The sequence below is a fragment of the Ruegeria sp. AL12 genome, assembly GCF_056540885.1.
On the sequence record NZ_JBQFXN010000002.1, the window covers coordinates 1 to 25,988 of the forward strand.

Annotated in this window: 21 protein-coding genes; 6 read left to right on the forward strand and 15 right to left on the reverse strand. The window is 59.1% G+C overall.

Translation table 11 applies throughout. The features are described 5' to 3' along the window. Positions 1-107: 107 nt before the first annotated feature. The 5 genes from ACR0C6_RS07900 to glyA all read right to left on the reverse strand — a co-directional run bounded on the left by ACR0C6_RS07900 (position 108) and on the right by glyA (position 5,614). Positions 108-530 (reverse strand): universal stress protein, encoded by a 423-nt coding sequence (locus tag ACR0C6_RS07900; protein WP_152460407.1) that lies wholly within the window; start codon positions 528-530, stop codon positions 108-110. 78 nt (positions 531-608) lie between these two features. Then, positions 609-1,982, reverse strand: coding sequence for an alanine/glycine:cation symporter family protein (locus ACR0C6_RS07905; protein ID WP_171119391.1), 1,374 nt, complete (start codon positions 1,980-1,982; stop codon positions 609-611). Between the two features lie 25 nt (positions 1,983-2,007). Continuing rightward, complete coding sequence (gene lipA, locus ACR0C6_RS07910) at positions 2,008-2,952, reverse strand: lipoyl synthase (RefSeq protein WP_171232056.1); 945 nt, start codon at positions 2,950-2,952, stop codon at positions 2,008-2,010. Positions 2,953-2,966: 14 nt separating this feature from the next. Then, positions 2,967-4,349 carry a dihydrolipoyl dehydrogenase gene (lpdA, locus tag ACR0C6_RS07915; RefSeq protein ID WP_480618825.1) on the reverse strand — a complete coding sequence of 461 codons (1,383 nt, stop codon included), beginning with the start codon at positions 4,347-4,349 and terminating at the stop codon, positions 2,967-2,969. 11 nt (positions 4,350-4,360) lie between these two features. Beyond that, positions 4,361-5,614: a serine hydroxymethyltransferase gene (gene glyA, locus ACR0C6_RS07920; RefSeq protein ID WP_480618826.1), complete on the reverse strand. Its 1,254-nt coding sequence runs from the start codon at positions 5,612-5,614 to the stop codon at positions 4,361-4,363. A gap of 147 nt (positions 5,615-5,761) precedes the next feature. Between glyA and ACR0C6_RS07925 the strand changes: the two genes are divergently transcribed. Then, on the forward strand, positions 5,762-6,364 hold the full coding sequence (locus ACR0C6_RS07925) for a helix-turn-helix domain-containing protein (protein ID WP_171228866.1): 603 nt from the start codon (positions 5,762-5,764) through the stop codon (positions 6,362-6,364). A gap of 54 nt (positions 6,365-6,418) precedes the next feature. Here ACR0C6_RS07925 and ACR0C6_RS07930 read toward each other — a convergent pair whose 3' ends face one another. After that, a complete protein-coding gene (locus tag ACR0C6_RS07930) occupies positions 6,419-7,366 on the reverse strand; it encodes a GlxA family transcriptional regulator (protein WP_480618827.1) in 948 nt (315 codons plus the stop codon). A gap of 80 nt (positions 7,367-7,446) precedes the next feature. Here ACR0C6_RS07930 and ACR0C6_RS07935 point away from each other — a divergent pair, with 80 nt between their 5' ends. The 4 genes from ACR0C6_RS07935 to ACR0C6_RS07950 all read left to right on the forward strand — a co-directional run bounded on the left by ACR0C6_RS07935 (position 7,447) and on the right by ACR0C6_RS07950 (position 11,951). Further along, entirely contained in the window at positions 7,447-8,607 is a 1,161-nt protein-coding gene (locus ACR0C6_RS07935) for an acyl-CoA dehydrogenase family protein (protein WP_152460401.1), read from the forward strand. A 2-nt stretch (positions 8,608-8,609) separates the two neighbouring features. Further along, positions 8,610-10,625, forward strand: coding sequence for an acetate--CoA ligase family protein (locus ACR0C6_RS07940; RefSeq protein ID WP_480446467.1), 2,016 nt, complete (start codon positions 8,610-8,612; stop codon positions 10,623-10,625). Between the two features lie 3 nt (positions 10,626-10,628). Beyond that, positions 10,629-11,408 carry a carnitinyl-CoA dehydratase gene (locus ACR0C6_RS07945; protein ID WP_480446466.1) on the forward strand — a complete coding sequence of 260 codons (780 nt, stop codon included), beginning with the start codon at positions 10,629-10,631 and terminating at the stop codon, positions 11,406-11,408. A gap of 72 nt (positions 11,409-11,480) precedes the next feature. Continuing rightward, complete coding sequence (locus tag ACR0C6_RS07950) at positions 11,481-11,951, forward strand: hypothetical protein (RefSeq protein ID WP_152460398.1); 471 nt, start codon at positions 11,481-11,483, stop codon at positions 11,949-11,951. Here ACR0C6_RS07950 and ACR0C6_RS07955 read toward each other — a convergent pair. The 7 genes from ACR0C6_RS07955 to ACR0C6_RS07985 all read right to left on the reverse strand — a co-directional run bounded on the left by ACR0C6_RS07955 (position 11,942) and on the right by ACR0C6_RS07985 (position 24,013). After that, positions 11,942-12,964, reverse strand: coding sequence for a polyprenyl synthetase family protein (locus ACR0C6_RS07955; protein WP_480446465.1), 1,023 nt, complete (start codon positions 12,962-12,964; stop codon positions 11,942-11,944). The two genes, ACR0C6_RS07950 and ACR0C6_RS07955, sit on opposite strands and share 10 nt — an antisense overlap. Before the next feature lie 52 nt (positions 12,965-13,016). After that, entirely contained in the window at positions 13,017-15,140 is a 2,124-nt protein-coding gene (locus tag ACR0C6_RS07960; protein ID WP_480446464.1) for a hydroxysqualene dehydroxylase, read from the reverse strand. Beyond that, positions 15,133-15,957 (reverse strand): DUF3237 domain-containing protein, encoded by an 825-nt coding sequence (locus tag ACR0C6_RS07965; RefSeq protein ID WP_480618828.1) that lies wholly within the window; start codon positions 15,955-15,957, stop codon positions 15,133-15,135. Before ACR0C6_RS07965 ends, ACR0C6_RS07960 begins: the two co-directional genes overlap by 8 nt. A 14-nt stretch (positions 15,958-15,971) precedes the next feature. Then, positions 15,972-16,853: an encapsulin gene (locus ACR0C6_RS07970; RefSeq protein ID WP_480618829.1), complete on the reverse strand. Its 882-nt coding sequence runs from the start codon at positions 16,851-16,853 to the stop codon at positions 15,972-15,974. Between the two features lie 52 nt (positions 16,854-16,905). Then, the gene (locus ACR0C6_RS07975) at positions 16,906-20,106 is read right to left on the reverse strand and encodes an adenylate/guanylate cyclase domain-containing protein (RefSeq protein ID WP_480618830.1); all 3,201 of its coding nucleotides are present in this window, start codon (positions 20,104-20,106) and stop codon (positions 16,906-16,908) included. Positions 20,107-20,645: 539 nt separating this feature from the next. Next, positions 20,646-21,578, reverse strand: a complete 933-nt coding sequence (locus ACR0C6_RS07980) for a choline/ethanolamine kinase family protein (protein WP_480618831.1) — start codon at positions 21,576-21,578, stop codon at positions 20,646-20,648. A gap of 11 nt (positions 21,579-21,589) precedes the next feature. Then, on the reverse strand, positions 21,590-24,013 hold the full coding sequence (locus ACR0C6_RS07985; protein ID WP_480446459.1) for a GcvT family protein: 2,424 nt from the start codon (positions 24,011-24,013) through the stop codon (positions 21,590-21,592). Between the two features lie 150 nt (positions 24,014-24,163). Here ACR0C6_RS07985 and ACR0C6_RS07990 point away from each other — a divergent pair, with 150 nt between their 5' ends. Beyond that, positions 24,164-24,946 carry a DeoR/GlpR family DNA-binding transcription regulator gene (locus tag ACR0C6_RS07990; protein WP_171228855.1) on the forward strand — a complete coding sequence of 261 codons (783 nt, stop codon included), beginning with the start codon at positions 24,164-24,166 and terminating at the stop codon, positions 24,944-24,946. A gap of 69 nt (positions 24,947-25,015) precedes the next feature. On the opposite strand, the gene ACR0C6_RS07995 is transcribed toward ACR0C6_RS07990, so the two are convergent. Together ACR0C6_RS07995 and ACR0C6_RS08000 are read right to left on the reverse strand one after the other, a co-directional pair. Next, entirely contained in the window at positions 25,016-25,273 is a 258-nt protein-coding gene (locus tag ACR0C6_RS07995; RefSeq protein ID WP_152460390.1) for a hypothetical protein, read from the reverse strand. A 13-nt stretch (positions 25,274-25,286) separates the two neighbouring features. Continuing rightward, on the reverse strand, positions 25,287-25,976 hold the full coding sequence (locus tag ACR0C6_RS08000; protein WP_152460389.1) for a NapC/NirT family cytochrome c: 690 nt from the start codon (positions 25,974-25,976) through the stop codon (positions 25,287-25,289). Positions 25,977-25,988 lie beyond the last annotated feature (12 nt).

Below are 25,988 nucleotides of genomic sequence, written 5' to 3' on the forward strand. Positions count from 1 at the left end.
GAACAGGCATCTCCCAACCAGCAAAATCAACCATCTTCCCGCCAAGCTCGACGTTCAAAGAGTGGAGAGGCGTGCGCTTCGGTGTGGTCATTTCTTCAACCTTTCAATCAGCGGGACTGGTCGCGGACGACCATAACGGTGCAATGCGCATTGCGCACGACACGGGCCAGGTTCGGGCCAATCTCGTAGTTCGGGAAATCGCCCTTGGTCGATGCCATTACGATCAGATCAAAGCCTTCCTTGTAGGCAAGCTTCAGGATTTCGCGGTAAACACTGCCTTCTTCGACATGGACCGGCACGTCGGAAGCCTTGGCATGATCCAGAATCGCCTGAACCGCACCCCGCACGTGGTCCTTTGCGCCGGCACCATAGTTGGCGGGCAGGTTTGGCAGCTGGATGATCTCGGGGATGACGGCAACCGCATGCAGTTCGGCACCGTAGAATTTTGCCTGTTCCAAGGCGGTCGGCAGGGCCAGTTTCCACGAGCGGTCGTCGGTGTGATCAATGGGCAGCAGGATTTTCGTGGCCATCACGTCTCTCCTCGAGATATTGAATTCGGTTTCAAAGGCGGGGGGCCGGGATGGCCCCCCGTTTTGGTCGGGCCGAGCTTATTCGGCAGGTGTGCCGCCCGGCTCTTCGGACTTGCCGCCCGAGGCGAAGAACTCTTTCGTCAGTTTGAAGACGATCGGGCTCAGCAGCGCCAGGGCGATCAGGTTCGGGATGGCCATCATGGCGTTCAGCGTATCGGCCAGCAGCCAGATGAAGCCCAGATCCGCGGTTGCGCCGAAGTAGATCATCACGATCCACAGAACGCGGTAGGGCATCAGGGATTTTACGCCCAGCAGGAACTCGACACATTTCTCGCCGTAGAACGACCAGCCGAGGATGGTGGTGAAGGCAAAGATCGACAGAGCGATGGCGATCAGATACCCGCCGATACCTGGCAGCGACAATTCGAACGCGTGGCTGGTCAGCGCCGCACCGGATTCACCCGATGTCCATGCCCCCGAAGCGATGATGGCCAGACCGGTGATCGAGCAGACGATGATGGTATCGATGAACGTACCCAGCATCGCGATCAGACCCTGGTTGACGGGACCTTTGGTCTCGGCAGCGGCGTGTGCGATCGGGGCCGAACCCAGACCGGCCTCGTTCGAGAACACACCACGTGCCACGCCGAAGCGGATGGCGGCCCAGACGGCTGCACCTGCGAAACCACCTTCGGCGGCGGACGGGGTAAACGCATAGGTAAAGACCAGCGACAGCGCATGTCCGATGTTGCCGATGTTGATGAGAAGAACCAGCAGGCCCGCGATGATATATGCAACGGCCATGAAGGGGACCAGCTTACCAGCAACCGCACCGATGCGGGTGATTCCACCCAGGATAACGGCTGCGGTCAGAACCATCAGAACAACGCCAGTGACCGAGGTGTTCAGGCCAAAATTGGCTTCCAGCACCTGAGCAACGCCGTTGGCTTGCACACCGTTGCCGATGCCGAAGGCGGCAACTGCGCCGAACAGGGCAAAAGCCACGCCCAGCCAGGCCCATTTCGCACCAAGACCGTTCTTGATGTAGTACATCGGGCCGCCGACATAGTTGCCCAGTTCATCTTTTTCGCGATATTTTACGGCACAGACGGCTTCGGCATATTTGGTGGCCATGCCCACCAGGGCGGTCATCCACATCCAGAACAAGGCGCCTGGACCGCCCAGGAAGACAGCAGTGGCCACACCGGCGATGTTACCTGTACCGATGGTCGCCGACAGCGAAGTCATCAGTGCGTTGAACGGGCTGATCTGCCCTTCGCCCTGACCTTCACGGCCTTTGAACAACAGGCTGAAGCCTGTGCCAATGCGCAGGATCGGCATGAATTTCAGCCCGACCTGCAGGAAGAAGCCAACGCCGAGGATGAGAACCAGCATCATCGGCCCCCATACGACGCCATTGATGGCCCCTACGATTGAATTTAACGCTTCCATGGTTTCCCTCCCATTTGCGTTTGGTTTATGCCCCGGTCGCGATGGCCCGCTGGCGGGCCTGCTTGAGAGCAGTGAAATCTTCGTCGGCATGGAACGATGAACGGGTCAGCGGCGTGGCTGACACGTGCAAAAAGCCCTTGGAACGGGCGATCTGTTCCAGTTGGGCGAACTCCTCGGGTGACCAGAACCGGTCAATCGGATGATGTTTCGGTGTCGGTTGCAGATACTGCCCGACTGTCAGAAAATCGACATTGGCCGCGCGCAGATCATCCATCACCTGACGCACGTCGTTCAGAGTTTCACCCAGCCCGACCATCAGACCCGACTTGGTGAAAATCTCGGGGTTCGAGCGTTTGGCATCGTCCAACAGCCGAAGCGAGGCATAATAGCGCGCGCCGGGGCGAACCGTCGGATACAGGTGCGGGACGGTTTCCAGGTTGTGGTTGAACACGTCCGGCGCTGCGTCAAAGACGATTTTTGCGGCGTCGCCCTTGCCCAGGAAGTCGGGGGTCAGAACCTCGACAGTGGTGCCGGGGTTCTGATGGCGTACGGCGCGGATTGTCTGGGCGATATGCTCGGCCCCGCCGTCGGCCAGATCATCGCGATCAACCGACGTGATCACCACGTGGCGCAGGCCCAGTTTCTTGACCGCCGCCGCAACCCTGCCGGGTTCGAACGCGTCCAGCGCATCGGGGCGGCCGGTGGCCACATTGCAGAACGAACAGCCCCGCGTGCAGATCTCGCCCATGATCATCATGGTTGCATGGCGCTTGGACCAGCATTCGCCGATATTGGGGCAGGCCGCTTCTTCGCAGACTGTTGCCAGACCGTGATCCCGCATCAGACGCCGGGTTTCGTAATACGCGGCGCTTTCGATCTTCTTCTTGCGAATCCATTTCGGTTTGCGCGGGATGACACTGTCGGCCTTCTTGGCCTTTTCCGGGTGACGTGGTCGAAGCTGGATGGTCATCTGGCTGTCCTCACTTACGCGTGGATTGCGCGGCCCATGGCATCGAGGCAGGCTTCCTTGACCGTCTCGCCCATCGCCGGGTGCGCATGACAGGTTGCTGCAACCTCGGCGACGGTCGCGCTTTTGGTCATGGCCAGTACCAGCTCGGCGATCAGATCGCCGCCATGGGCACCGCAGATATGGGCTCCGAGGATCTTGCCATCAGAACCGGCCAGAACCTTGACCGCGCCATCTGTTTCACCCGTCGAACGCGCCCGCGAATTGGCCATAAAGGCAAACTTGCCGACAACATATTCGACGCCTGCGTCTTTCAGGGCCTCTTCGGTCTGACCAACCGAGGCCACTTCGGGATCGGTGTAGACCACACCCGGCACGGTGTTGTAATCGACATGACCGGCTTCGCCGGCCAGCATCTCGACACAGGCAAAGCCGTCCTCTTCGGCCTTGTGGGCCAGCATCGGGCCGGGAACACAGTCACCAATGGCATAGATCCCGGGCACCGACGTCTGGAATGTGCTGTCGACTTCGATGAAGCCACGCGGGTTCACGGCCACGCCCAGCTCTTCCAGCCCAAGCCCGCGCGTCACCGGGCGGCGGCCCACAGCGATCAGAACCTTGTCGGCTTCGATCACTTCTTCCTTGTCCTTGCCGACGCGGTCTACGGTCAGGGTCAGGCCAGCCGCGGTTTTCTCAACCGATTTGAGGGCTCGACCCAGTTGGAACTTCAAGCCGCGTTTGGACAGCGCCCGCTGCGCCAGCTTGGCGATCTCGCCATCGATGCCGGGCAAAACGCGATCCAGATATTCGACCACGGTGACCTTGGCGCCCAGACGCGCCCAGACCTGCCCAAGTTCCAGACCGATGACACCTGCACCGATCACCACCAGATGATCCGGAACGCTCTGCAACGCGATTGCACCGGTCGAACTGAGCACATCCTGCTCATCAATCTCGATCCCCGGCAGTGAGGTCGGCTCGGATCCGGTCGCGATCAGGATGTTCTTTGCTTCGTATACGCTGTCGCCGACCTTGACTTGACCAGTGGCCGGGATGCTGGCCCAGCCTTCGATCAGATCGACGCCGTTCTTCTTGAACAGGAACGCGATGCCCTTGGTCAGATCACCGACGATCTTGTCCTTGCGCCCCATCATCGCACTGACGTCGATGCTGGCCCCCTCGACCGCAATGCCATGGGAGGAGAGATGTGCAAGCTCGGCATATTTGGCCGAGGAGGTCAGCAACGCTTTGGAGGGGATGCACCCCACGTTCAGACAGGTACCGCCCAGTGCGCCGCGCCCTTCGACACAGGCCACTTTCAGCCCCAGCTGAGCCGCGCGGATCGCGGCAACATAGCCGCCCGGTCCGCCCCCGATAACGATGAGGTCATAGGTATTCATTTCGCGCACTTTCAGTAGATCGGGTAGCTTGCGCAAAGTGCGCGAACCTGTTTGCGGGTTTCCTTTTCGACGGTTTCGTCACCGTCAGGAGACTTCGCGAGCGCCTCCAGAACATCACCGATCAGATGGCCGATCTGCCTGAACTCTTCCGGGCCAAAGCCACGGCTGCACCCGGCGGCGGTGCCAAGACGGATGCCGCTGGTGATGGTGGGTTTTTCCGGATCTCCGGGAACGCTGTTCTTGTTGCAGGTAAAGCCGGCCCGCTCGAGCGCCGCCTCGGCGTCCTTGCCGGTTACGCCGATCGGGCGCAGATCGACCAGCATCAGGTGGTTCTGGGTGCCGCCGGAAACGATGTCACATCCGCGCGCCATCATGACGCTGGCCAAGGCCGATGCGCTGTCAACGACGCGCTGCATGTATTCCTTGAATTCGGGTTTCAGTGCCTCGCCAAAGGCCACCGCCTTGCCTGCGATGACGTGCATCAGCGGGCCGCCCTGTAGGCCGGGGAAGACAGCAGAATTGATCTTTTTCGCCAGCGCCTCGTCATTGGTCAGAATGATGCCGCCACGAGGCCCGCGCAGTGTTTTGTGCGTGGTCGAGGTCACGATATGTGCGTGTCCTACGGGCGAGGGGTGCAGGCCGGTCGCCACCAATCCGGCAATATGAGCCATATCGGCCAGCAGCCATGCGCCAACCTCGTCCGCGATTTCGCGGAACCTGGCAAAGTCGATCTTTTGCGAGTAGGCGGACGCACCTGCGATGATCAGCCTGGGCTTTTCCGCCCGCGCCAATTCGGCGACCTGATCATAATCGATCAACCCTGCATCGGTCAGGCCGTACTGCACGGGCCGGAACCATTTGCCGGACTGCGCCGGTTTCGCACCGTGGGTCAGATGGCCACCTGCATCCAGCGACATGCCAAGAATGGTGTCGCTCGGGTTCAGCAGCGCCAGCTTGACGGCCCCGTTGGCCTGTGCGCCGGAATGGGGCTGAACGTTGGCATATTCACAGCCAAACAGCTTCTTGAGGCGTTCGATCGCCTCGACTTCGACCTCATCGACATATTCGCAGCCGCCATAATAGCGGCGGCCCGGATAGCCTTCGGCATATTTGTTGGTCAAGACCGAACCCTGCGCTTCGATCACGGCCTTCGAGACAATGTTCTCCGAGGCGATCAACTCGATCTGTTCCGCCTGGCGTTCACCCTCGCGCGAGATGGACGCGGCAATGACGGGATCTGCCTCAATCAGCGACGTTTTGAACATAGTCTCCTCCTTTTGCCCCGAATCCTCAGTGCGAAACTTTGTTTCCTATAGGGGAAATAATGTGCTTTAGGCAACAAAAATCTCTTATTCAAGAAGTTGCGTATATATTGGGAGGCATGTAACCTTTGATAAAACAGGGGGAATTCAATGGGCGACGAAAGCCGAAATGATGTTTCCGGACAGGAACTTCTGGATGAAGGAGAGGCTCTGGGCCGCTCCATCCGCGATGCGCGGCGCGCGAAAGGGTGGACTCTGGAAGAAGCCGGCCGCGCTGCGGGTATCGGGCGCTCGACGCTGTCCAAGATTGAAAACAACCAGACGAAGCCAAGCTTTGACATTGTACGGCGTCTGACACAGGCCCTGGATATGAGCACGCCGCAGTTGTTTCTTCAGTCGGGTCAATCCGGCATTTCAGGCCGCCGCGATTTCACTCCGAAAGGCGAGGGGGAAATCAAGGATACGCCCACTTACCTGCATGAACTGCTTTGCCCCGAACTGACCAGCAAGCGAATGCTGCCCTATATCGCGACAATCAAGGCGCGCGACCTGTCGGAGTTCGAGACGTGGATCCGACATTCCGGAGAAGAATTCATGTATGTGCTCAGCGGTGAACTCATCTTCGTGTCTGAACATTACCGCCCTTTGCCAATGAAGGCCGGTGACTCGCTTTATTATGACAGCGGAATGGGACATGGGTGTATTTCGACCAGCGAAGAAGACGCCAAGGTGCTTTGGGTTTCGCTGGAATAGCCCCCAAGGTTCTTTGGTTTTCCAGAAAAGCCGGCATCGCCATGCGCACCCCATTCAGACGTCAGACAGGCTTCGGTGGCGAAACGCCGTCGGGGTCTGGCCAAATTCTGCCTTGAATGCCCGCGTCATGGCGCTGGCGTTTTCATATCCGCAACGGCCGGCGATTTCGGCGATGGATTGCTCGGTATCTTCTGCCAGATTGCGTGCAAGGTTCAGCCTCAGCCGGCGGTACAGCGCCTGCGGCGTGGTTTTGAGCTCCGCCTGAACGCGCATTTCGATCCGCTTTTGCGAACACCCGATCTTGCGGGCCAGTTCCCTGATCGAAAGAGGTGTTTCAAGGTTCGCCTGCATGACAGCCAGTGCGCGATTGACCAAAGTGTCTTCGGACTTCAGAGGCAAAGGGTAATGATCCTGCCCATTTCGACTCATCAAAAGATGCCCGACTTCCATGGACAAAAAAGGGCCGTGATCCCTGCGGATCAGGGCCGAGGCCAGATCGAAGGCGGCCATCGCCCCGGAACAGGTCAGCCTGTTGCCATCGATGACAAAACGTTCCTGCACCGCATCCACGGCCGGAAAGCTTTCTTCGAACCGGGAAAGTTCGTCCCAGTGCATGGTCGCCCGGTGCTCATCCAGCAAACCGGCGCGGGCCAGCAGCCAGCTGCCGGTATCCAATCCGGCCACTTGCCGGTGTTTCCGGGCCGCAGCCAGCACGATGCGCGTGGTCGATCGCGTGTCCAGCTTGCGATACCCATAAGACGGCATGACCACCAGAACGTCGCCTTGCTGGTCAGAGATTGAGCCATTCGGTGTAACGACAAGGCCGCTGGAACTTTGCACGGGGTCTCCGTCAATGGAACAGAAACGCCATGAATACAAAACCTGCCTCGACAGGTTGTTCGCAGCCCTGAGCGGTTCGACCATGTTTGCAAGGCAATGGTTCGAAAACCCGTTGAAGAGCAGGATGTTGTATTGTCGCGTCAAAATTTTCGAATTTGGCATGATTTGATATCAACTCTGCATGTCGCGACCATGAGCGATGGCGTTTGGTTGGTCAACCACCGATCCAGGGAACACGCGCCATGCAGTTTGGTCTGACAGAAGAACAGGACATGATCGTCTCGACGGTCCGCAGCTTTGTTGAAAACGAAATCTACCCTCATGAAGACGCGGTCGAGCGCTCGGGAACCGTGCCTCCTGAACTGGGTGAGCAGATCAAGCAGAAATGCATCGATCTGGGCTTTTATGCCTGCAACTTCCCCGAGGAAGTCGGCGGCGCAGGTCTGTCTCATCTGGATTTCACCTTGGTCGAGCGCGAGCTTGGCCGCGGGTCAATGGCGCTGACGCATTTCTTTGGGCGCCCGCAGAACATCCTGATGGCCTGCAACGACGAGCAGCGCGAACGGTATCTTCTGCCTGCCGTACGTGGCGACAAGATGGACGCCCTGGCGATGACCGAACCGGATGCGGGTTCGGATGTGCGTGGCATGAAATGCCAGGCGGTGCGCGATGGCGGCGACTGGGTTGTCAACGGATCGAAACATTTCATCTCTGGCGCGGAACATGCGGATTTCTTCATCGTCTTCATCGCGACCGGCGTGGACGAAACCCCCAAGGGCCCGAAGAAACGCATCACCACTTTCCTGGTGGATCGCGGTACGCCGGGGTTTGAAGTGCGCGAGGGTTACAACTCGGTCAGCCACAAGGGCTACAAGAACTATATCCTGTATTTCGACAACTGCCGACTGCCCGACGCACAGGTCCTGGGCGAGGTTGATGGCGGCTTTGCCGTGATGAACGAATGGCTTTACGCAACCCGCCTGACGGTGGCGGCGTTTTCGGTCGGTCGCGCGCGGCGCTGCTTTGACTATGCGCTGAACTATGCGGCCGAGCGCAAGCAGTTCGGCCAGCCCATCGGCAAGTTTCAGGGCGTCGGTTTCCAGATCGCCGACATGATCACCGAGATCGACGCCGCCGATTGGCTGACACTCGCGGCAGCGTGGCGTCTGGATCAAAACCTGCCATCAAACCGCGAGATTGCCTCGGCCAAGCTCTATGCCTCGGAAACGCTGGCGAGGGTGACGGATACCACGCTGCAAATCTTCGGGGGGATGGGTTTGATGGACGATTTCCCGATCGAACGGTTCTGGCGCGATGCCCGGGTCGAGCGCATCTGGGACGGCACCAGCGAAATTCAGCGCCACATCATCAGCCGCGATCTTCTTCGTCCCTTGGGCGCCTGACCATGAACAAAGACCTGACCCGGCTGCTGCGCCCGAAATCCATCGCCGTCATCGGTGGCGGCGCGTGGTGTCAGCAGGTTGTTCTGCAATCCGAACGCATGGGCTATGCCGGTCATATCTGGCCGGTGCATCCCAAAGCGTCGGAAATTGCGGGCCACAGGGTTTTCGGCCACATCGAGGACCTGCCCGAAGCCCCGGATGCGGTTTTCATCGGTATCAACCGCCACGCCACCATCGAGGCCGTTCGTGTCCTGTCCAGTATGGGCGCAGGTGGGGCGGTGTGCTTTGCATCGGGCTTTTCCGAGGCCGTTGCCGAAGATGACACCGGCGGGGACTTGCAGGATCAACTGATTGCTGCAGCCGTTGACATGCCCATTCTTGGCCCGAACTGCTATGGCTTCATCAACGCGTTGGATGGGGCGCTGTTGTGGCCGGACCAGCACGGGGCCACCCCTGTGGGCAAGGGCGTGGCGATCCTGACGCAAAGCTCGAACATCTCGATCAACCTGACCATGCAGAAACGTGGGTTGCCGATTGCCTACATGATGGCCTGCGGAAACATGGCCCAGACCAGCCAGGCCGAAATCGCCTCGGCCTTGATCGATGATCCGCGCGTCACCGCCGTGGGTCTGCATATCGAAGGGTTCAAGGACATCCGGGAATGGGAGGCGCTGGCCGCCAAGGCTTATTCAAAGGGCATCCCGCTGGTCGCCCTGAAAGTGGGTGCGTCGGAACAGGCACAGGCCGCGACGGTCTCGCACACTGCGTCTCTTGCGGGCAGCGATGCGGGCGCGCAGGCCCTTCTGGACCGGCTGGGCATTCCGCGTCTATCCGCGTTGCCGGACTTTCTTGAGACGCTGAAACTGTTGCACTGCTATGGGCCGCTGCCGGGTGGCCGCATCGCTTCGATCAGTTGTTCAGGGGGTGAGGCGAGCCTGATCGCGGATATGGCGGTTGGTACGGGCCTGAGTTTCCCGCAGTTGAGCGATGACAAAAGGGCGCGCTTGCGTGACGCGCTTGGCCCTATGGTCGCGGTGAACAACCCGCTGGATTATCACACGTATATCTGGCGCGACGAAGAGGCGATGGCACAGGCCTGGTCGGGCATGACGGGTGACGACATCGACCTGACGTTCTCGATCGTCGACTATCCGACGACGGATCCGACCGACTGGAGTTGCGCGACCCGAGCTGCGTTGAAAGTGCGTGCTGAAACCGGCGCCCGGTTTGCGATTGTTGCGACGCTGCCTGAACTTCTGCCTGAAGACGTCGCGCAAGAGCTGATGGCCGGTGGTGTCGTTCCATTCATGGGATTGCGCGAAGCACTGGCGGCCACGCGCGCTGCGGGTCAGATTTCGCCCCCGTCCGCGCATCCTGTCTGGTTGCCTGGAACGGCTGAGGCGACCCAAACCCTGACCGAAGGCGAATCGAAACGGGCGCTGGCCGAATGCGGCCTGCAAGTTCCGCAAAGCCGCACGGTTTGCGGCCCGGCAGAGGCCCATTCGGCCGCGCAGGACATGGAAGCACCCTTTGCAGTGAAAGGAGTTGGGCTTGCGCATAAGTCCGAATACGGCGCCGTTCGGCTGGGCATCAAGGCCGAGGATGTGGCCGATGTCGCAGCCGAAATTGGCACAGATAGCATCCTGATCGAAGAGATGATCACCGGAACCGTTGCCGAATTGCTGGTCGGTGTCGTCCGTGACCCGGCGCATGGGTTTGTCCTGACATTGGGGGCGGGGGGCGTGCTGACCGAAATCCTGCGCGACACGGCGTCGGTGCTGGTGCCAAGCACGCCCGAGGACATCCGTGCCGCGCTTGGCAAATTGAAAACCGCCCCGATTCTGGCAGGCTATCGCGGCCAACGGGCGGCTGATATGGATGCAATCATCGCCGCAGTCGAGGCCGTTCAGGCCTATGTCATGCAAAATGCCGACACGCTTGGCGAGGTCGAGATTAACCCGCTCCTGTGCACGCCGGACAAGGCCGTTGCCGTGGATGCACTGATAAGAAAGGCCTGAGATATGGACCCGATCAAAACCCGCCGCGACGGAGCGATCCTTGAGGTGACGCTGGACCGGCCCAAGGCCAACGCCATCGATCTTGTCACCAGCCGCAGGATGGGTGAGGTGTTCGCCGCGTTTCGCGACGATCCAGAGCTGCGCGTGGCCATTCTGACGGGCGGCGGAGAGAAGTTCTTTTGCCCGGGCTGGGACCTGAAAGCAGCGGCCGACGGGGATGCGGTAGACGGGGATTATGGCGTCGGAGGGTTCGGCGGCTTGCAAGAGCTGCGCGACCTGAACAAACCCGTGATCGCGGCCGTCAACGGCATCGCCTGTGGCGGCGGGCTGGAGCTGGCCTTGTCAGCCGACATGATCCTTGCCGCCGATCACGCCACGTTCGCCCTGCCGGAAATCCGCTCGGGGACTGTCGCGGATGCGGCCAGCGTCAAACTGCCCAAGCGCATCCCTTACCACATCGCGATGGAGTTGCTGCTTACGGGCCGTTGGTTCGACGCCGAGGAAGCCAATCGCTGGGGGTTGGTGAACGAGATCGTCACCTCGGATCAACTGATGGACCGCGCCTGGGAACTGGCCCGGCTGTTGGCCTCGGGACCGCCCCTGGTTTATGCCGCGATCAAGGAAATCGTACGCGATGCCGAAGATGCCAAGTTTCAGGATGCCATGAACCGCATCACCAAGCGTCAGCTCAGAACCGTGGACGTTCTCTATGCCAGCGAAGATCAGCTGGAAGGCGCGCGCGCCTTTGCCGAGAAAAGAGACCCGGTCTGGAAAGGGAAATAGGCAGACGTTTACCATGATCGTAGAGCGTGAATTTACCATTTACTGATCCGCACGGCACGTGCACAGTTAGGCATGCCGTATTTCGAACGAAAACCATATGTTAGTGCATCTCGGGCGGTCAGCCCGATTGCGCCGCAGCTCGACGATCAACCGATTTCCGATATTGCGCGCCGCGTGCTCGAAACAGAGCGGGGCCCGCGGCAACATCTGGACGGTCCGTTCAGGTGTCGCAAATCCTGTCACCCCGGCAGCACCGCCACCATTCTGCTGTCCTTTGAAGCACCCGAAGGCGCGGCCCCTGTTCAGATGCAGTTCGAACCGGGCGATCTGACCAATCCGAACGGCGACATTCTGCCGGCCAACCGCATCAGTGTGATCCCGCCACAAATCCAGCTTGAACCGGGGGAAGCAACGGATGTTGCTGTTGCGGTGACTATACCCGACCTCTCCGAACCCGGTGAATATCACGGTCGGATCGCCTGTACCGGAACGGACCAGACCTCGGTTGTGGTGATTTTCGAGGTGGCGGGCGCTCAGACCTGACGGGTCACCAGATAGTCCATGAACTGTCCCAGAAACGCGCGCGGCCCGTCTTCTGTGCCCGCGAACACCCGCGCGAACTCATTACGGGCCGCGGCCAGCAGATCATTCGCTGCGTCCTGCGCATAGCGGATGCTGCCGTAATGGCTCATGCGCTCCAGCACCCAGGCGACATCTTGCGTCGACCGGGCATCGCGTGGGTTTGACAACATCTCGGCCAACCGTGCCTGTTCAGGCTCTTCCGCCTTCAGGCCAAGCTGGCCCAGCATCAGCGTGCGTTTGCCTTCATAGATGTCGCCGCCGATTTCCTTGCCGTAACTGTCCTGTGAGCCGACGAGATTCAAGACGTCGTCCTGAATCTGAAACGCTGCACCTAGGAAAAAGCCGAAGGCGTTGAAATCATCCAGATTCAGCGCGCCGGACGCGACATCATGTGGCCGCGCAATCAGGGCCCCGATGCGCATCGGGTGAATGAAACTGTACCAGCAGGTCTTTTTCAGACACATCCTCAGATAATCTGATGCATCGACGTTCAAACGGTTGTCGCGGATCCAGCCAAGCTCCAGCGCCTGACCTTCGATGGATTGCTGCAACAGATGGTCGAACTCATCCACCACGCGCATACCGGTTTCCGGGCCCAACGGACCCAGGTTCTGACGCAGCAGACGCAGGGCAAGCGATTGCATCCCGTCGCCGGTATTGATTGCCAGGGGAACCCCAAGCCGCTTGTGCATACATTCGCGCCCGCGCCGGAAATCGCTTTGATCTTCGATGTCGTCGTGGATCAGAAAAGCGTTGTGCAGCAGCTCTAGAACCGCGGCCGAGACCCTAGCATTTTCGCTGTTTCCGCCGAAGGCTTCGCATGTCGCCAACAGCAGGGCGGGCCTCAAGCCCTTGCCCGAGGTTTCGATGTAGTCGCGCATCGGACCATACAGATAGGCCTGAGGCTCACCCGTCGGCAACAGGCCCAAAAGCGTTTCGCGCGCCTGATCCCCGTAGAAGGTCAGGGTTTTCAAAAAATCCTGTTTCGCCGCAGGATCCAAATGCGCGGTTCCGGATTTCACAGGCTCAGCCCTTCTGGGTGATGATCACGTGACTTTTGTCTTCCCGCGCGCCGGATCGTTCCGGACCGCCGCCAAACGCAGAAAGCGGTTCGTCAGAAATTGGCAACGCCCTGGACAAGGCACCTGATTGACCGCTGTCCCTACCCAGATCATACGCGACATCTTCCGCCAGCTCATCCCCCGGGATCGGCAGATCCGCGGTGGGCTCGTAATTCGCGATGAGGTCGAACAGCTCTTTCGGGGGGCAGATCATTCGAAGCGCTTCGGCAATGGCTGGCTCCTCGGTGATGCCGCCGGGTTTTGAATATTCCGCCGCCGGTTCCCCTATGGCGGCAAGAGGGCCATCACCGCCACGATCAACTCCTGCCGTGTCCTGACCCATTTTCAGCGCGGCTTCGACCGCAACCGCGAACCGGTTGTCCCACGGAAGGCCAGCCTGATAGCGGGCGTAATCATAGGCGCGCAGCGGTTTCAGGATGTCGGGTTCATGCAGGTCCCAGATCTGGCAGGGCTCGGCATCCGATCCACTGCGTTGAAGAATGGCGTTGACGGCCCGACGCGCGGCCTCGTTCGCCCCTTCCATCGTGGCAAGGTCGGTAAAAGTGCGGACGTAATCCGATGCCAGGAAGAAATTCGGGATGAGCGTGGCCGCATCCGGGCGCAAGCGCCAGCTGTTGATACGGTTGACCAACAAGGGTTCGACATTGCTTTGACGCTTGGGGTCGTTCGGGTCTTGAACGATATCAGGATCGAGGAACCAGTAATGCATATCCTCGTCCCGCAGAATGGTCTGGCCATCCACGTTGATGCTGCGCTTGAGCTGTTCCCAAACCTCTTTTGCGATCTCTTCCCGGCTGCAATCGCGCGCGGTTTTTCCGTTCAGCCCCGGCTTGTCCCATTCGGAGATATCGATTGACAGCAGGCCTTTGGTCTTTCCTTCGGCCCAGTTTTCGAAGTTGATCCCCGGCCAGAACTGTTTTTGCGACACAGCCGTCAAAGCCCATGGGCTGTCGATGAAAATGACGTGGCCGTGGGTCAGCGCGACATCCTTGGTGAGATAGAACTGAATGCCGTTCATCCATTGCACGTCATCGGCCAGCAAAGGCAATTTGGCAAGTGCGGGGTCAACCGCCATCATTTCCGGGGTCACAAGCGGTGCCATGCGTTCAATCGGCATGGCGCTGATGAACCAATCCCCCGTGACCTGCTTTTCTTCGCCATCCTGTTCGACTGTTGCGCCGACGATCTTGCCGTTCCGGCACTCGATTCCGGTGACTTTGGAGTCAAAATTGTACACGACCCCCTTGCTTGTCAGGTAATCCAGCCACGGTTGAATCCAGACAAGATTGGTGGGCCCGTTCAGCAGCCTGTTGCAGTGGGGTTCGGGCGTGGCGATACCCAGCTGAAGCTGAACCGCAATGTCCCCCACTGTCTTCGTGCTTGCCGTCGTGGCCTTGGCGGCCACCAACGAACGGGTCAGGCCGATGGCAAGGAACTTCTGATAGGCTTCCGAACGGTCCTGCGCGCCGATGAAATCCCACCATCCGATCCGTTCGTATTCGTCAAACCGGCGTTCCTTGCAGGACGTCGCGATCCGCCACATGCAGGCAACAAAATGTTCGACATCCTCATACGCAATCTGGTCCCTCGGCGAAAGCGCGAAGGCAATGGTCTTGAAGGCATCCGCAACATCCTTGAGCGTGCGGGGGAACCGTTCCGGGACAATGATGCCGGGCTTGTCGAACTGGCTGACCAGAACTTGCGTGGTCGGGACAAGATTGTCAAAGCACGTGCCCTTGTCGTAATACGGCGTGCGGGCCATCGTGTCGGTGATATGCCGATAAAAGTTCGGAAAGAACCTGAACCCATGTTCACCGGGCAGCCAGGGCCGTTTCACGCCGGGCGGATAATTGGCCCCATCCATCTCGGCCCATTTTTCCAGCGCCTTGATGTGTTTCGCCTTCGAGCCATGATCCCCTTCACCCTTCATCACCGGGATGCTGCGGGCCTTGCCGCCGGGGATCAACTGGCGTTCGTGGACTTCCACCTCGAACCCGCGTTCAATCAGTTCATGCGCGGCGCTCATGCCAGCCACGCCTCCCCCAAGAATGACAACCTTGTCAGGCATCGGAAATTCCTTTCGCGGAATAGACGTCAAAGCGCAGGGTGATGTCTGACAGGCTGGCTTCGCCAATGCCAAAGCCCTGCACCCGATTCATCCAGCTGTAATGCGGATTCGAGGTCAGGTAACGCGGCGCAAGCCGTACCGGAGCCGAAGCGGGAAGATTGCCCTTGGACAATGCCGCATATCCGTCCGGGCCGAAGTCACACACACCCGTATCTTCGAACAGGATCGGGGCTTGTCCGATGGACGGTCTGATAAGCGCCTTTGCATGAAGCAGCCCCACACCATCGGGCCGCACGCGCATCCAGTCTCCTCCGATCGGTTCGATCACCCCTTTCAGATGCGGGCCTTCGACGGTGCCCCCTTCTTTGATGGCGAAGTGCAGCCAAATCCCGTCCGGCGTCTCGCCCGAGGGGTGAAAACTGCTTTCGAACGGCACCACAAATTTTGCGACATGTTCCAGTACCGGCGGCGTCCCTGCGGTTTTTGCCGGTTCCGGTGCGGCAGGTTCAATTGCCTTTTCGGGCCCGGGGTCATATTCGCGCCCTCCCGACGTCAGCACCGGACGCCAGGACAAGGTTTTTTCCTGTTTGACCGACGGCAGAATGGCTGAGAATTGTTGAAACCCTGTTTGCGGGTCCCGCAACAAGGGCCACCCGCGAATGGCACGCTCGGGGCCGCCATCTTCCGAACAGATCAGACGCAGCGTGTCATGCGACGACACGGATGGACCGGCTTCCACCAACACCCGACTGAGACCGTCTGCGTTGATCGCCTCGGACCAACGCAGCGTCACGCCCCGATCTGAAAACTCGCGCACGACCCGATCTCCGGTCAACAGGTTATGGTGCGGACGGCCTTGGCTTCCTTGATCCTGAGATGGAACTTCTGCTGCACGCGGAAGACGTGCTCGCCCTCGGCAGAGGTTTGCAGATACTTCACGGCGATATCCGAGGGCACGACGATTTCCACCGGTGCACCCAGCAGGGACACAAGCACTGCCTTGTCCGGGGGCAGGGTGCTGGAACGCAGCAACGGCCCGTCCAGGAACGGGAAAATGCTGTCACGTGGCAGCACCATCGAATTCGGCAGCGGGGTCGTGACCGCACGGAAAAGACCGTTGCCCATCACACAGGCATAGGGGCCCAGATAGCCATGCGTTTCCAGCGTGCTGATGCCCTCGACGACGGCCTCGAAAACATCGGTTCCGCTATAGTTCTTTTTGGACGTAGATTTGGGTTTGTCTTCGCCCGCTTCAAGCAATCCCGGATATTTGCCACCGCCGCTGATCGTATAGATCTGCGGCAATGAGTCGGGCGCGCCGCCGGCGTGTTTGGGGGCCTGTCCGGTGCCGGGTTGACCGTTGAAAATGATGTCATCCTCTACCCGTGCCACAACGGCGGCCGCTCGGCGGAACATGATCTGAGCCGCCGTCAGTTCCGGATCAGCCACCTGTGCGCCTTTCAGGTACACGTTCACCGATACGGTGGTAAGGCGCAGCGTATCATAATCGTTCACGTCAAGACGTTCTTTGGATGCACCAGATGAGTTCTCGACCAGATCCAGCTTGTTCAGCGGGACGGACTGCGTGTCAGCGGGCAGCGGTCCGTACAGGGGCAGGAAACTGGCGGCCACCCGGGCGCGAAGCGCCTCATCATGGACGGCCTTTTTCACGGCGCTCCACTGATCTTCATTCCAATCCAATGCATCGGTCATTGCAAATCCCTCTCGGTGCTGCTGCCCAATTTGGCGGGGCAGTCAATCTTGTTCATTTTTCTTCTTTCAATCTGTCCAGCAGATCGCGGGCCCGCTGCTCCTGAACAACTCCACGGCACTCCCGCGCAAGCGAAAGCGCTTGTTCCGCCTCGCTGATTGCAGCGTCCAGGTCCCCCTTTGCGGCAAAAGCCTTTGCCCGCACACGGTGATATTCAGGTTTGTTCAACGTCTCGCCGCGCTCCCAGCCGGGAATGCAAACGGTTTCGAGCCGGTCCAAAGCCTGGTCAACATCTCCGTGATCAATCATCAACTCAGACAGAACAATCTGATTCTGAGGAAAAGTAAAGTTCCCACCAGATTTGGAAATCAGGTTCATGCATGTCTCGATGCGTTCCGGAACACCTGCGATGTCGCCCTTTCCGGCCTGCGCGAGGCCCATATAGATGTCCTGCATCGCGTGAAGGTAAAGAAACCCTTCCTCATCCGCGACTTTTCTGGCTTCTTTCATCGTTACATCAAGCCGGTCCCATTCCCCCGCATAGGGCAGGAACATGCTGCAAGCGCCCATCACGTAGACAAGGTTGGGTGCGTGGTTCAGCGCCCTGCTGACCTCGATGGATTCCAGACGCGCGGCCTCGGCTTTTTCGAACTTTCCTTGCTGCCACAGCAGGCATCCCTGAATGGCCAGCAATGACGCGGCCGTGGAAGACTGGGTCATGGGCATCATGGCCATATCCAGCTCGGGTGTGATCAGGGCGAATGCGCGCTCCAGCTGTTGTTCGCATTCCGCAAATTCCCCGCGGAAGTAATGCGTAAAGCTCAGCGCCCGCGCCGCCAGCACATTGGCGACGGGGTCTTCGGACATGCCGGCCATCATGTCCAGCGCCTGTCCCATTTCCATCGCTCGGTTCATCTGACCGGCAACAAAGAAATGGGTCCAACGGCAGAAGGTTGCGGCAAAAAGCGTCTCGCCGTCGCCCAAAGACTGGGCCAGTTCCATCGCCCGGGCGGCAGTTTCGCCGACCTGATCGGACGACCATCCGTAGATCGCCATATAGGCGGGCAGGATGTTCATCTGAACCCGAAGCTCGAAACCGTCGCGATCCGCGTTGGCCTTCATGGTTCCGATGTTGCGCAGGGCGGCCCGGAAAGCGGAGATCGCGGGCAGGTTCGCCAGTCGGGACAACGCCAGTTCACCTGCTGTGACCCAATTCGTGACAGCCTCATCCTTCAATCCGCCAAGATCGCAGTGATGCGCGACGGTATCGGGGGCCGGGATTCCGAATGCCTTGTGGCCGTCCAGCAATGCTTGGGCGATTTTTAGATGCACTTTCTGCCGGTCTTCCCGTAGCAACGAGTTATAGGCCGTATCCTGAACCAGCGCGTGGTTGAACGTGTATGTGGCCGACCCTGAATCGCTGGTGATCAGCACGACGCCAGCCGCCATAAGCTGCATGAGGGCGCTTTCCACATCCATGTCTTCATGTGCCACCGCGTGGATCATCTGAGCGGTGAAACTGCGCCCGATGACCGATCCGAGCTGGGCGACTGGTTTGGCATGTTCCATCCGGTCAAGACGCGACATCAGCGAATCCTGAAGGGTGGCCGGGACGCTCAGCGCATCCAGAACTTCGGCGTTGATCGGGGCATCCTGGGGCAGCTGGTCCAGAACCGCCTTTGTCATTTCTTCGATATACAGCGGCACGCCATCCGCCTTCTCGATGATCTGCCTGATCAGGATGACAGGCAGGCTGTACGGCTCGGCCACGCGCCGAACCAGTTCGGATGCCTCGGTATTGCCAAGCGGAGACAGATCAATGCGCGCGGCTCGGCTTTCGAAATGTTCCGGAGGTTCGTATTCAGGTCGGTGCGACAGAACCACCAGTACCGGAAAGTTGCTCAAGGCGGATGCAAGAGCATCCAGTACATCCAACGTGGTCGCATCGGCCCAATGAACGTCTTCGACCACCAACAACAACGTGCCGCGCCTGTCACACAGGCTGCCCAGACTGCGCAGCATCACGTCAAGGGATTTGCGCGCCTTCTTCAACGGGTCGGATTCTGACGGGGCGCCGGTCTCGATACCTGCCAGATCCAGAAGAACGGGCAAGTCCGCGTCACTCAGCCGAGAGGCCGATTGCACGAAGTCCGAAATCGCCGCCCGGATACTGTCATTTGATTTGTCGCCCGAAACGCGCCTCAATTCTCCGACAATCGGGTGCAGCGGAAGACTGGTCAGGTGCGGGATGCACTGCAATGTAAAGGGTTTGACCCCGATTGTTTCCGACAGTGACTTGATCAGCCTCGACTTGCCGATTCCCGCAGCCCCCCCGACAAGCGCCAGCCGGCCCGAGCCTTCCTGCGCTTCGCTCCAAAGCCGGGTCAGGGTTGAAAGATCATCATGCCGGGCGACAAGATCGACCGCAGATTGACCCACCCGCGCGTCGAACCGGCTGGTGGACATGATTTCGGACACCACGCGATACACTTTGCGCTGATTGTCAAAGCCTTTCAGCTCGTGGCTGCCACGTGGTTCGAATTTAAAGGCACCCTGGGTCAGCCTCCAGGTCTCTGAAGAAATGATCACTTCACCCGGTTCGGCCAGCCCCTGCAGGCGGGATGCAAGATTCGCCGTTTCACCCACCAGAAAGTCTTGGGACCCCAGGCTTTTCGAAGAAACAACGCCCACGACAACCATTCCGGTCGCAATGCCTGCCCGCAGGTCGAGCTTTTCTCCAAATTCGTTTTCAAGGTTCTGAACGGCCTCGATGGTCTCCAATACGGCTCGTACGGCCCGTTCGGCATCATCTTCCATGGCCTTCGGGTATCCGAAATACACCATGATGCCATCGCCCTGCCGATAGGCCAGATGGCAGCCGTGCTGTTTCAGGGTGCCGATCGCCGTATCCAGATACAGGTTCATGATCTGCATCAGGTCTTCCGGATCATATCGCTGAGCCAGCCGTGTCGACCCCACAAGATCGCAGAAAACCAAAGTCAGTTGCCGACGCTCGGCCTTGGACTGGACTTCGGGCCGCTTCGACGCTTCCTGCGATTTCAGCGTGGCCTGCGCCTTTCGAAAGCGCTTCCTTTCACCAACCGTCAACCCGAGATCACGCAGTTCCGGATCAGTCAATTCGTCCAGAATGTCATCGTCAACGCCCTCTCTCTGAAACAGAGTGGCATAGTCATTCAGATCTGCCAGATGAAGGACTTTTGAAATGCGCGGTGATGCCTCAAGGACTCGCGTCATTGTCTTGCGACTCCTTCCATAACTGTCCCCCTGTTTTCCCCTTAATACATATACATAATGAATATGTATAATCCAAAATTAGAGAGGAATTCATACTGAATCCATAGCAGGAACTGGCAGCACTGTTAACTTGTTACATTGATTGGTCGATATACGTCTAAATTACCACGACGTCACGCGCTTTTCCTGAAAAATCATAAGGTTCAAGTCTCAAGTTGACTTAATTGGCAAGGCTTTAGGGCGACAGAACGACCGAATCTGCCGGTCTGCCGCTGACGTCACGTCAAGGCTGACAGAGGTGCTAAAGTGCCGTGGCCGACATGAGGTGCCGGGCAGAAAAGCAGATTCAACCCCGTCGCCAGCAAAGAGCCGAAGCGCGCAAATGTGCTTCGAACAGATACACTTACGCTCCAGGCGCATACCGATTTTTGTCCGCCCGTTCTTCATTGGGATACAGGTATCAGGGAAAGCGGCTCAAAGATCTGAGATAACTCAGGAATCATCCGGTATCCAGAGCGGATCTGGCTGTGGATGAAACCCTATTCCTCGGCCACGGCTTTTACATGGGCCGCAAAGGACGGGGCCAGCATCAGGGACTTGCACCGCTCGAACCGGTTCGTGGCATAGGCCCAGAAATCTTCGGCGGGGTTTTCATCCGCATGCTGGATCAATCCCCACAGCGTCCACAGCAGGTCGCACATGGCTTTGTAGATCACCATGCGCCCGATCTGAGCCTCGCTCGGCGGGCCGTCGAAATAGGCGGTCAACATTTCCAGCTCCTGTTCGCCGTTCAGCCCGGCTTCGACCGACAGATCACCCAGATCCCAAAGGGCATCGTTCATGCCTGAATACTCGTAATCCACGATCCACATGCGCTGGCCGTCATCCAGAAAATTCTCGCACAGAGGGTCGCAATGGCTCGGGACCAATGTCCCGGGTTTGTCCCGCAACACCTCGCGGATCGGGGCCGCTTCGGCCACGACGTCCGCGTATCCGTCCGGCAGGGTCGCGTTTTTGTCTGCAAGTACCTTCATGTAGTCGTTGATCATCGAAAACAGCTCGAACCGAAACTTGAACGGCTCGGGGGCATCGTGAAGCTGCCTCAGCGACTTTCCCGCTCGGGCGGCAGACCCGGGGCGCGTCGCAAACATCTCGGGTGTCATCGTGACGATGTCGGGAACGCAATCACTGATCATCACGCCGGATGACGCGTCTGCCCACAGAACTTCGGGGCCGACCCCGGCTTTTGCCGCCACCTGCGCATTGTGGATTTCGACCGCGCGGTCGATATAGGCTTCGGTGCCCTCGCCGGGGATGCGCACGATCACCGTCCTCGGCCCGCCTTCGACGCGGTAAACCAGATTGGTCAACCCGCCCAGCCGGTAGGTGCGAAGGTCCGCCTCGGCAAGGGTGTCAAACCCCGCCACGTTGCGAAGGGCTTGCATGATCTCAAGTTTCGGCTCGTTTTGCATCGCTCTCTCCCTCAGGCTTTCAAACGGCTGTTTGCCGGGTCGTAAAGCGGCCCGTCCACACGCTGGATGGGGTGACGCTCTCCGAACACCTCCACTTCGAATTCTGACCCACCAGCCAATCCCGCAGGCAGATAACCGTAGAGGATGGTCTTGCCGACGGTAAACCCATAGCCACCACTGCACGCCAGCGAGACTGTTTTGCCGGAATGCAGTATGGTCTCTCCTCCGGTGATCGGCAGCCGCTCATCGGTGATGAACGTACAGAGCTGCCGGTCAGTACCGGTCGCTTTCTGCGCCTCCAGCAACGGTCGCCCGATGAAGCCCTGTTTGGATTTCAGATGGACCCGCGCGCCAAGGCCCGCCTCGATTGGCGAATAGTCGGGGGTGATGTCGGCGCTCCAGTAGAGATACCCTTTTTCCAGCCGCAAGGATTCGATGGTGCGGTAGCCGATGTCGCGGATGCCATGGCTTTGACCGGCCTGCCAAAGCAGGTCATAGACATGCAGGGCAAACTCGGTCGGGATATGCAGCTCCCATCCCAGCTCTCCGACGTAACCTATGCGGATCGCGCGGACCTTTGTCGTTCCCAAGGTGATCTCTCGGGCCGTTGCAAAGGGAAATGCAAGGTTCGAGACGTCTTCTTCCGCGACGGCCTGCATCACATCCCGCGCCTTGGGGCCGCAAATGTTGATGACGGCGCGTGCCGACGTCATTTCGACCAGCTGCGCGCGCCTGTCGCGGGGCAGGTGACGTCGGATCCAATCCGCGTCATGCACGCCGAATCCGGACCCGGTGACGATGTAAAAATGGTCCCGCCCCAATCGGGTGACGGTGATATCGGCTTCAACCCCTCCGCGATCATTGCACAATTGGGTGTAGATCACCGTGCCATCCGGCTTGTCCATATTTGAAACGGCAAGGTTTTGAAGGGCTTCCAGTGCGCCGGGGCCGATCAGTTCGAACTTTGAGAAACTGGTTTGATCGATCAGAACGACCCCGTCGCGCGCGGCCTTGTGTTCCTGTTCGGCATAGGTTTTCCAACCCGGTGACAGGAAATCCAACCGATCCACCGGCTCTACACCGGCCGGAGCGAACCAGAGCGGCCGCTCCCAGCCATTTTTTGATCCGAACACCGCGCCATGTTGTTTCAGCCGCTCATGCAGGGGCGACAGGCGCAGGTCTCTGGCCGTTTCCGCTTCCTGCCCCGGATATCGCATCTTGTAGTGATGCGCGTAATGCTCGACCGCGCGAGGATACATGAAGGCGCGCGTGGCGTGATGCGGACTGAACCGGCGCACGTCCAGAGGCCACAGATCAAGGCTCGGGCGGCCTTCGACAATCCACTCGGCGATCATCTCTCCTGCGCCACCACCTGCCGCGATGCCGTACAGAAATCCGGTCGCCAGCATCAAGTTTCGCAGTTCAGGCGCCCATCCCATGACAAAATCGCCATCTGCGGAATATGGGATTGGGCCGTTGATCACCTGCCGGATTCCAACCGTGTTGACGACCGGCGTAACCTGGCCTGCCAGTTCGGCAAGGGGGGCAAACCGCTCCAGGTTGTCGGGCAAAAGCTGCCGGACAAACGCGCCCGGAATACCCCTGTCGCCGAATGGCAGCGTGTTGTCCTCATACCCGCCGATCACAAGCCTCCCGCCTGCATCCGGTTTGTAATACACCAGCCGCTCGGGATCCCGCAGGGTTGGCAGGCGTTTTACAAGATCGGGGTCGGGCAGGGGTTCTGTTACGATGTATTGATGCTCGACAGCGCAGGCCGGGACAACGACCCCGAGTTTCGCGGCCAGTTCGCGACTCCACATTCCTGCGGCCAGAACGACGGTGTCCGCTTCATAATCCCCTTCAGATGTCATCACTTTGGTGATGCGATCGTTATGGATTTCAAAATCGGTGACCTCTACGGATTGGCGGATCCGGGCACCGTGCATCCGGGCGCCGGATGCGATTGCCTGACACAAGCCTGCGGGATCGACATGACCGTCCGACGGGATAAAAGCCGCGCCCTCCAACCCTTTCGCGTCGACATAGGGGAAAAGCGCCTTGGCTTCGGCGGCCGAGATTATTTCCATCTCCAGATCAAAGCTGCGGGCCATTGTCGCCAGGCGCTTTGCTTCCAGAAGCCGCTCTTTGCTTGCCGCCAGGCGCAGGCTTCCGACTTTCTTCCAGTCGAATTCCATCCCGGTTTCTTCGGCCAGACGATCATACAGCGCCACGGACCGTTTCAGCATCCGCGTCGTGTTGCGCGATGACCGCAACTGCCCGACAAGGCCCGCCGCATGCCAGGTGGCCCCCTCGGTCAGGGACGCCCTTTCCAGAAGAACAACATCCGTCTCACCGGACCGTGCGAGGTGATACGCGATGGAGCATCCGATGATGCCCCCGCCAATGATGAGATGTCTGACCGAATGCGTTGTCATGCGTCCACCCATTTCAAATGACATGTCGTCATCAAAAGTCGCAAAGCAACAAAAAGCAACAAAAATGTTTGAAATGTGTTGAATTAAGTCGCTTGAACAGCGTCAACCTTGCAAGTAACCTGATGAAATCAACAAATATCGCGGCGCTTCATGTCGAAATACGAGCAAGACATCCTCAGCACGGTAAACCTGCATGGGCGAATTTCGGTCATTGAGCTGGCGCGCATTCTCAAAGTGTCGGACCAGACCGTAAGGCGAATCGTGAAGCCGATGGTCGCCAACGGCAGCCTGTCCAAGGTGCATGGTGCATTGGTCAGCACTCAAAATGTGCTGGATCCTCCGTTTCTGGCCCGCATGGCGCAGAACCGCGCCGCCAAAGTCGCGATTGCCGACGCCGTTGCGGCGCGGATACCGGACGGTTCGGCCATTGCCATCGACACGGGTTCGACCTCGGGCTTCATTGCTCAGGCACTTCGCGCGCGCAAAAACCTCACAGTGGTGACAAACTCGGCCTTCATCGCCGCCACGTTGTCGATGGAAGAGGGCAACAGGGTCTTCATGGCGGGGACGCAGTTGCGCAACCACGACGGTGCTGCTTTCGACCGGGCCGCCTATGACGTCATTGCAGGGTTCTCGGCTCGGACGGCCATATTGTCGGCGTCACTGGTGCATCCCAGCAAGGGCTTCATGGTCTATGATCAATGCGAAGCTGATATGGCCCGGGCGATGTCTGATATTGCTGACCAGACCTTCATGGCGGTTGATTCCACAAAATTCAACGAGGCCCAGACCGGCCCGGCGTTGCGCCTGCCCAGATTGACCGAAAAGGACGTGCTCATCACCGATCGCACATTGCCCGCATCCTTTCAGTCCTTACCCGGAAATGCGGAATTGGTGATCGCCGGCGTGAAATCACATGAAGACAGTCATTGACTTGGTGACGACACTGCCCGGCCCGACGTAACAAGCCGGTTCCACCGAAACGGTGAAACCGGCTGTGTTTCAGGCTGTTGCGCCCTTGATGCGAATGGCAGTGCCGAGGCTTCCTGCACAGACGCCGACCACAATAGCGATGATCAGTTCCAGTGGCTCTACATGCGCAAACCGGAAGCCTGCGAAAACCAGCGTCTCGAATACACCGACTGCGCCGCCCAATGCCGCGCCCAGCCACAGCTTGCGGGTCATCATGCCCAACGCCAGACCGAGTATGCCGGGCAAGCTCAGGACGTTGCCACCGATGGTTCCAAGTAACTCTAACATCTCTGCCCCCACATCAATTCGAGCTGTTGTTCAGGAAATCGCGGATGTCGTCACCCGCGGCAGCGTGCTCCTGCACAACTTCATCTTCCAATGCAGCAGTCACCTTTTCGTATGTTTCCAAATAGTTGGGTGGCAGGCTGTGGGCGATGCCCTGGTGGCAATCGATACAGGTCATACCGTTGTCGATGGCGCGTTGGTGTTCAGACGCGGCGCGGGTTTCCTGAATGGTGAAGTCCATGTAGTCAAAGTTGTGACAGTTGCGGCACTCGCGGCTGTCAGACGCTTTCATTTTCTTCCAGACGGCCGAGGCCATCGCCAGGCGGTGATCCTCGTATTTCTCGGGTGTGCTGATGGTGCCCACCAGTTCATGATAGACGTCCTTCACGGCCATGATCTTGGCTTTGATCTTGTGGTTCCACTCATCCGGAACGTGGCAGTCTGAGCAGATCGCACGCACGCCGGAGTGGTTGTTGTAGTGGATCGTCTCGCGATACTCACCTAGGTTCGTTTCCATCGTGTGACACGAGACGCAGAACTCTTCGGTGTTGGTCAGTTCCAGGGTCCAGTGAAATCCACCCCAGAACAGGATACCGGCCAGAAATCCGGCAAGGATCAGAAAGCCCGAACTGAACATTACCGCCGGCGTCCAGATCGCGTTCCAAAGGCGACCCAGAAAGCCGCGTTTTTCGGGGGAGTCTGCCATGTCGGTGCTCCT

What these genes read in the sequence shown, in the direction of transcription:
- ACR0C6_RS07900 (WP_152460407.1), bottom strand. Translation starts at nt 530, where the DNA reads ATGGCCACGAAAATCCTGCTGCCCATTGATCACACCGACGACCGCTCG.
- ACR0C6_RS07905 (WP_171119391.1), bottom strand. Translation starts at nt 1,982, where the DNA reads ATGGAAGCGTTAAATTCAATCGTAGGGGCCATCAATGGCGTCGTATGG.
- lipA (WP_171232056.1), bottom strand. Translation starts at nt 2,952, where the DNA reads ATGACCATCCAGCTTCGACCACGTCACCCGGAAAAGGCCAAGAAGGCC.
- lpdA (WP_480618825.1), bottom strand. Translation starts at nt 4,349, where the DNA reads ATGAATACCTATGACCTCATCGTTATCGGGGGCGGACCGGGCGGCTAT.
- glyA (WP_480618826.1), bottom strand. Translation starts at nt 5,614, where the DNA reads ATGTTCAAAACGTCGCTGATTGAGGCAGATCCCGTCATTGCCGCGTCC.
- ACR0C6_RS07925 (WP_171228866.1), top strand. Translation starts at nt 5,762, where the DNA reads ATGGGCGACGAAAGCCGAAATGATGTTTCCGGACAGGAACTTCTGGAT.
- ACR0C6_RS07930 (WP_480618827.1), bottom strand. Translation starts at nt 7,366, where the DNA reads ATGCCAAATTCGAAAATTTTGACGCGACAATACAACATCCTGCTCTTC.
- ACR0C6_RS07935 (WP_152460401.1), top strand. Translation starts at nt 7,447, where the DNA reads ATGCAGTTTGGTCTGACAGAAGAACAGGACATGATCGTCTCGACGGTC.
- ACR0C6_RS07940 (WP_480446467.1), top strand. Translation starts at nt 8,610, where the DNA reads ATGAACAAAGACCTGACCCGGCTGCTGCGCCCGAAATCCATCGCCGTC.
- ACR0C6_RS07945 (WP_480446466.1), top strand. Translation starts at nt 10,629, where the DNA reads ATGGACCCGATCAAAACCCGCCGCGACGGAGCGATCCTTGAGGTGACG.
- ACR0C6_RS07950 (WP_152460398.1), top strand. Translation starts at nt 11,481, where the DNA reads ATGCCGTATTTCGAACGAAAACCATATGTTAGTGCATCTCGGGCGGTC.
- ACR0C6_RS07960 (WP_480446464.1), bottom strand. Translation starts at nt 15,140, where the DNA reads ATGCCTGACAAGGTTGTCATTCTTGGGGGAGGCGTGGCTGGCATGAGC.
- ACR0C6_RS07970 (WP_480618829.1), bottom strand. Translation starts at nt 16,853, where the DNA reads ATGACCGATGCATTGGATTGGAATGAAGATCAGTGGAGCGCCGTGAAA.
- ACR0C6_RS07975 (WP_480618830.1), bottom strand. Translation starts at nt 20,106, where the DNA reads ATGACGCGAGTCCTTGAGGCATCACCGCGCATTTCAAAAGTCCTTCAT.
- ACR0C6_RS07980 (WP_480618831.1), bottom strand. Translation starts at nt 21,578, where the DNA reads ATGCAAAACGAGCCGAAACTTGAGATCATGCAAGCCCTTCGCAACGTG.
- ACR0C6_RS07985 (WP_480446459.1), bottom strand. Translation starts at nt 24,013, where the DNA reads ATGACAACGCATTCGGTCAGACATCTCATCATTGGCGGGGGCATCATC.
- ACR0C6_RS07990 (WP_171228855.1), top strand. Translation starts at nt 24,164, where the DNA reads ATGTCGAAATACGAGCAAGACATCCTCAGCACGGTAAACCTGCATGGG.
- ACR0C6_RS07995 (WP_152460390.1), bottom strand. Translation starts at nt 25,273, where the DNA reads ATGTTAGAGTTACTTGGAACCATCGGTGGCAACGTCCTGAGCTTGCCC.
- ACR0C6_RS08000 (WP_152460389.1), bottom strand. Translation starts at nt 25,976, where the DNA reads ATGGCAGACTCCCCCGAAAAACGCGGCTTTCTGGGTCGCCTTTGGAAC.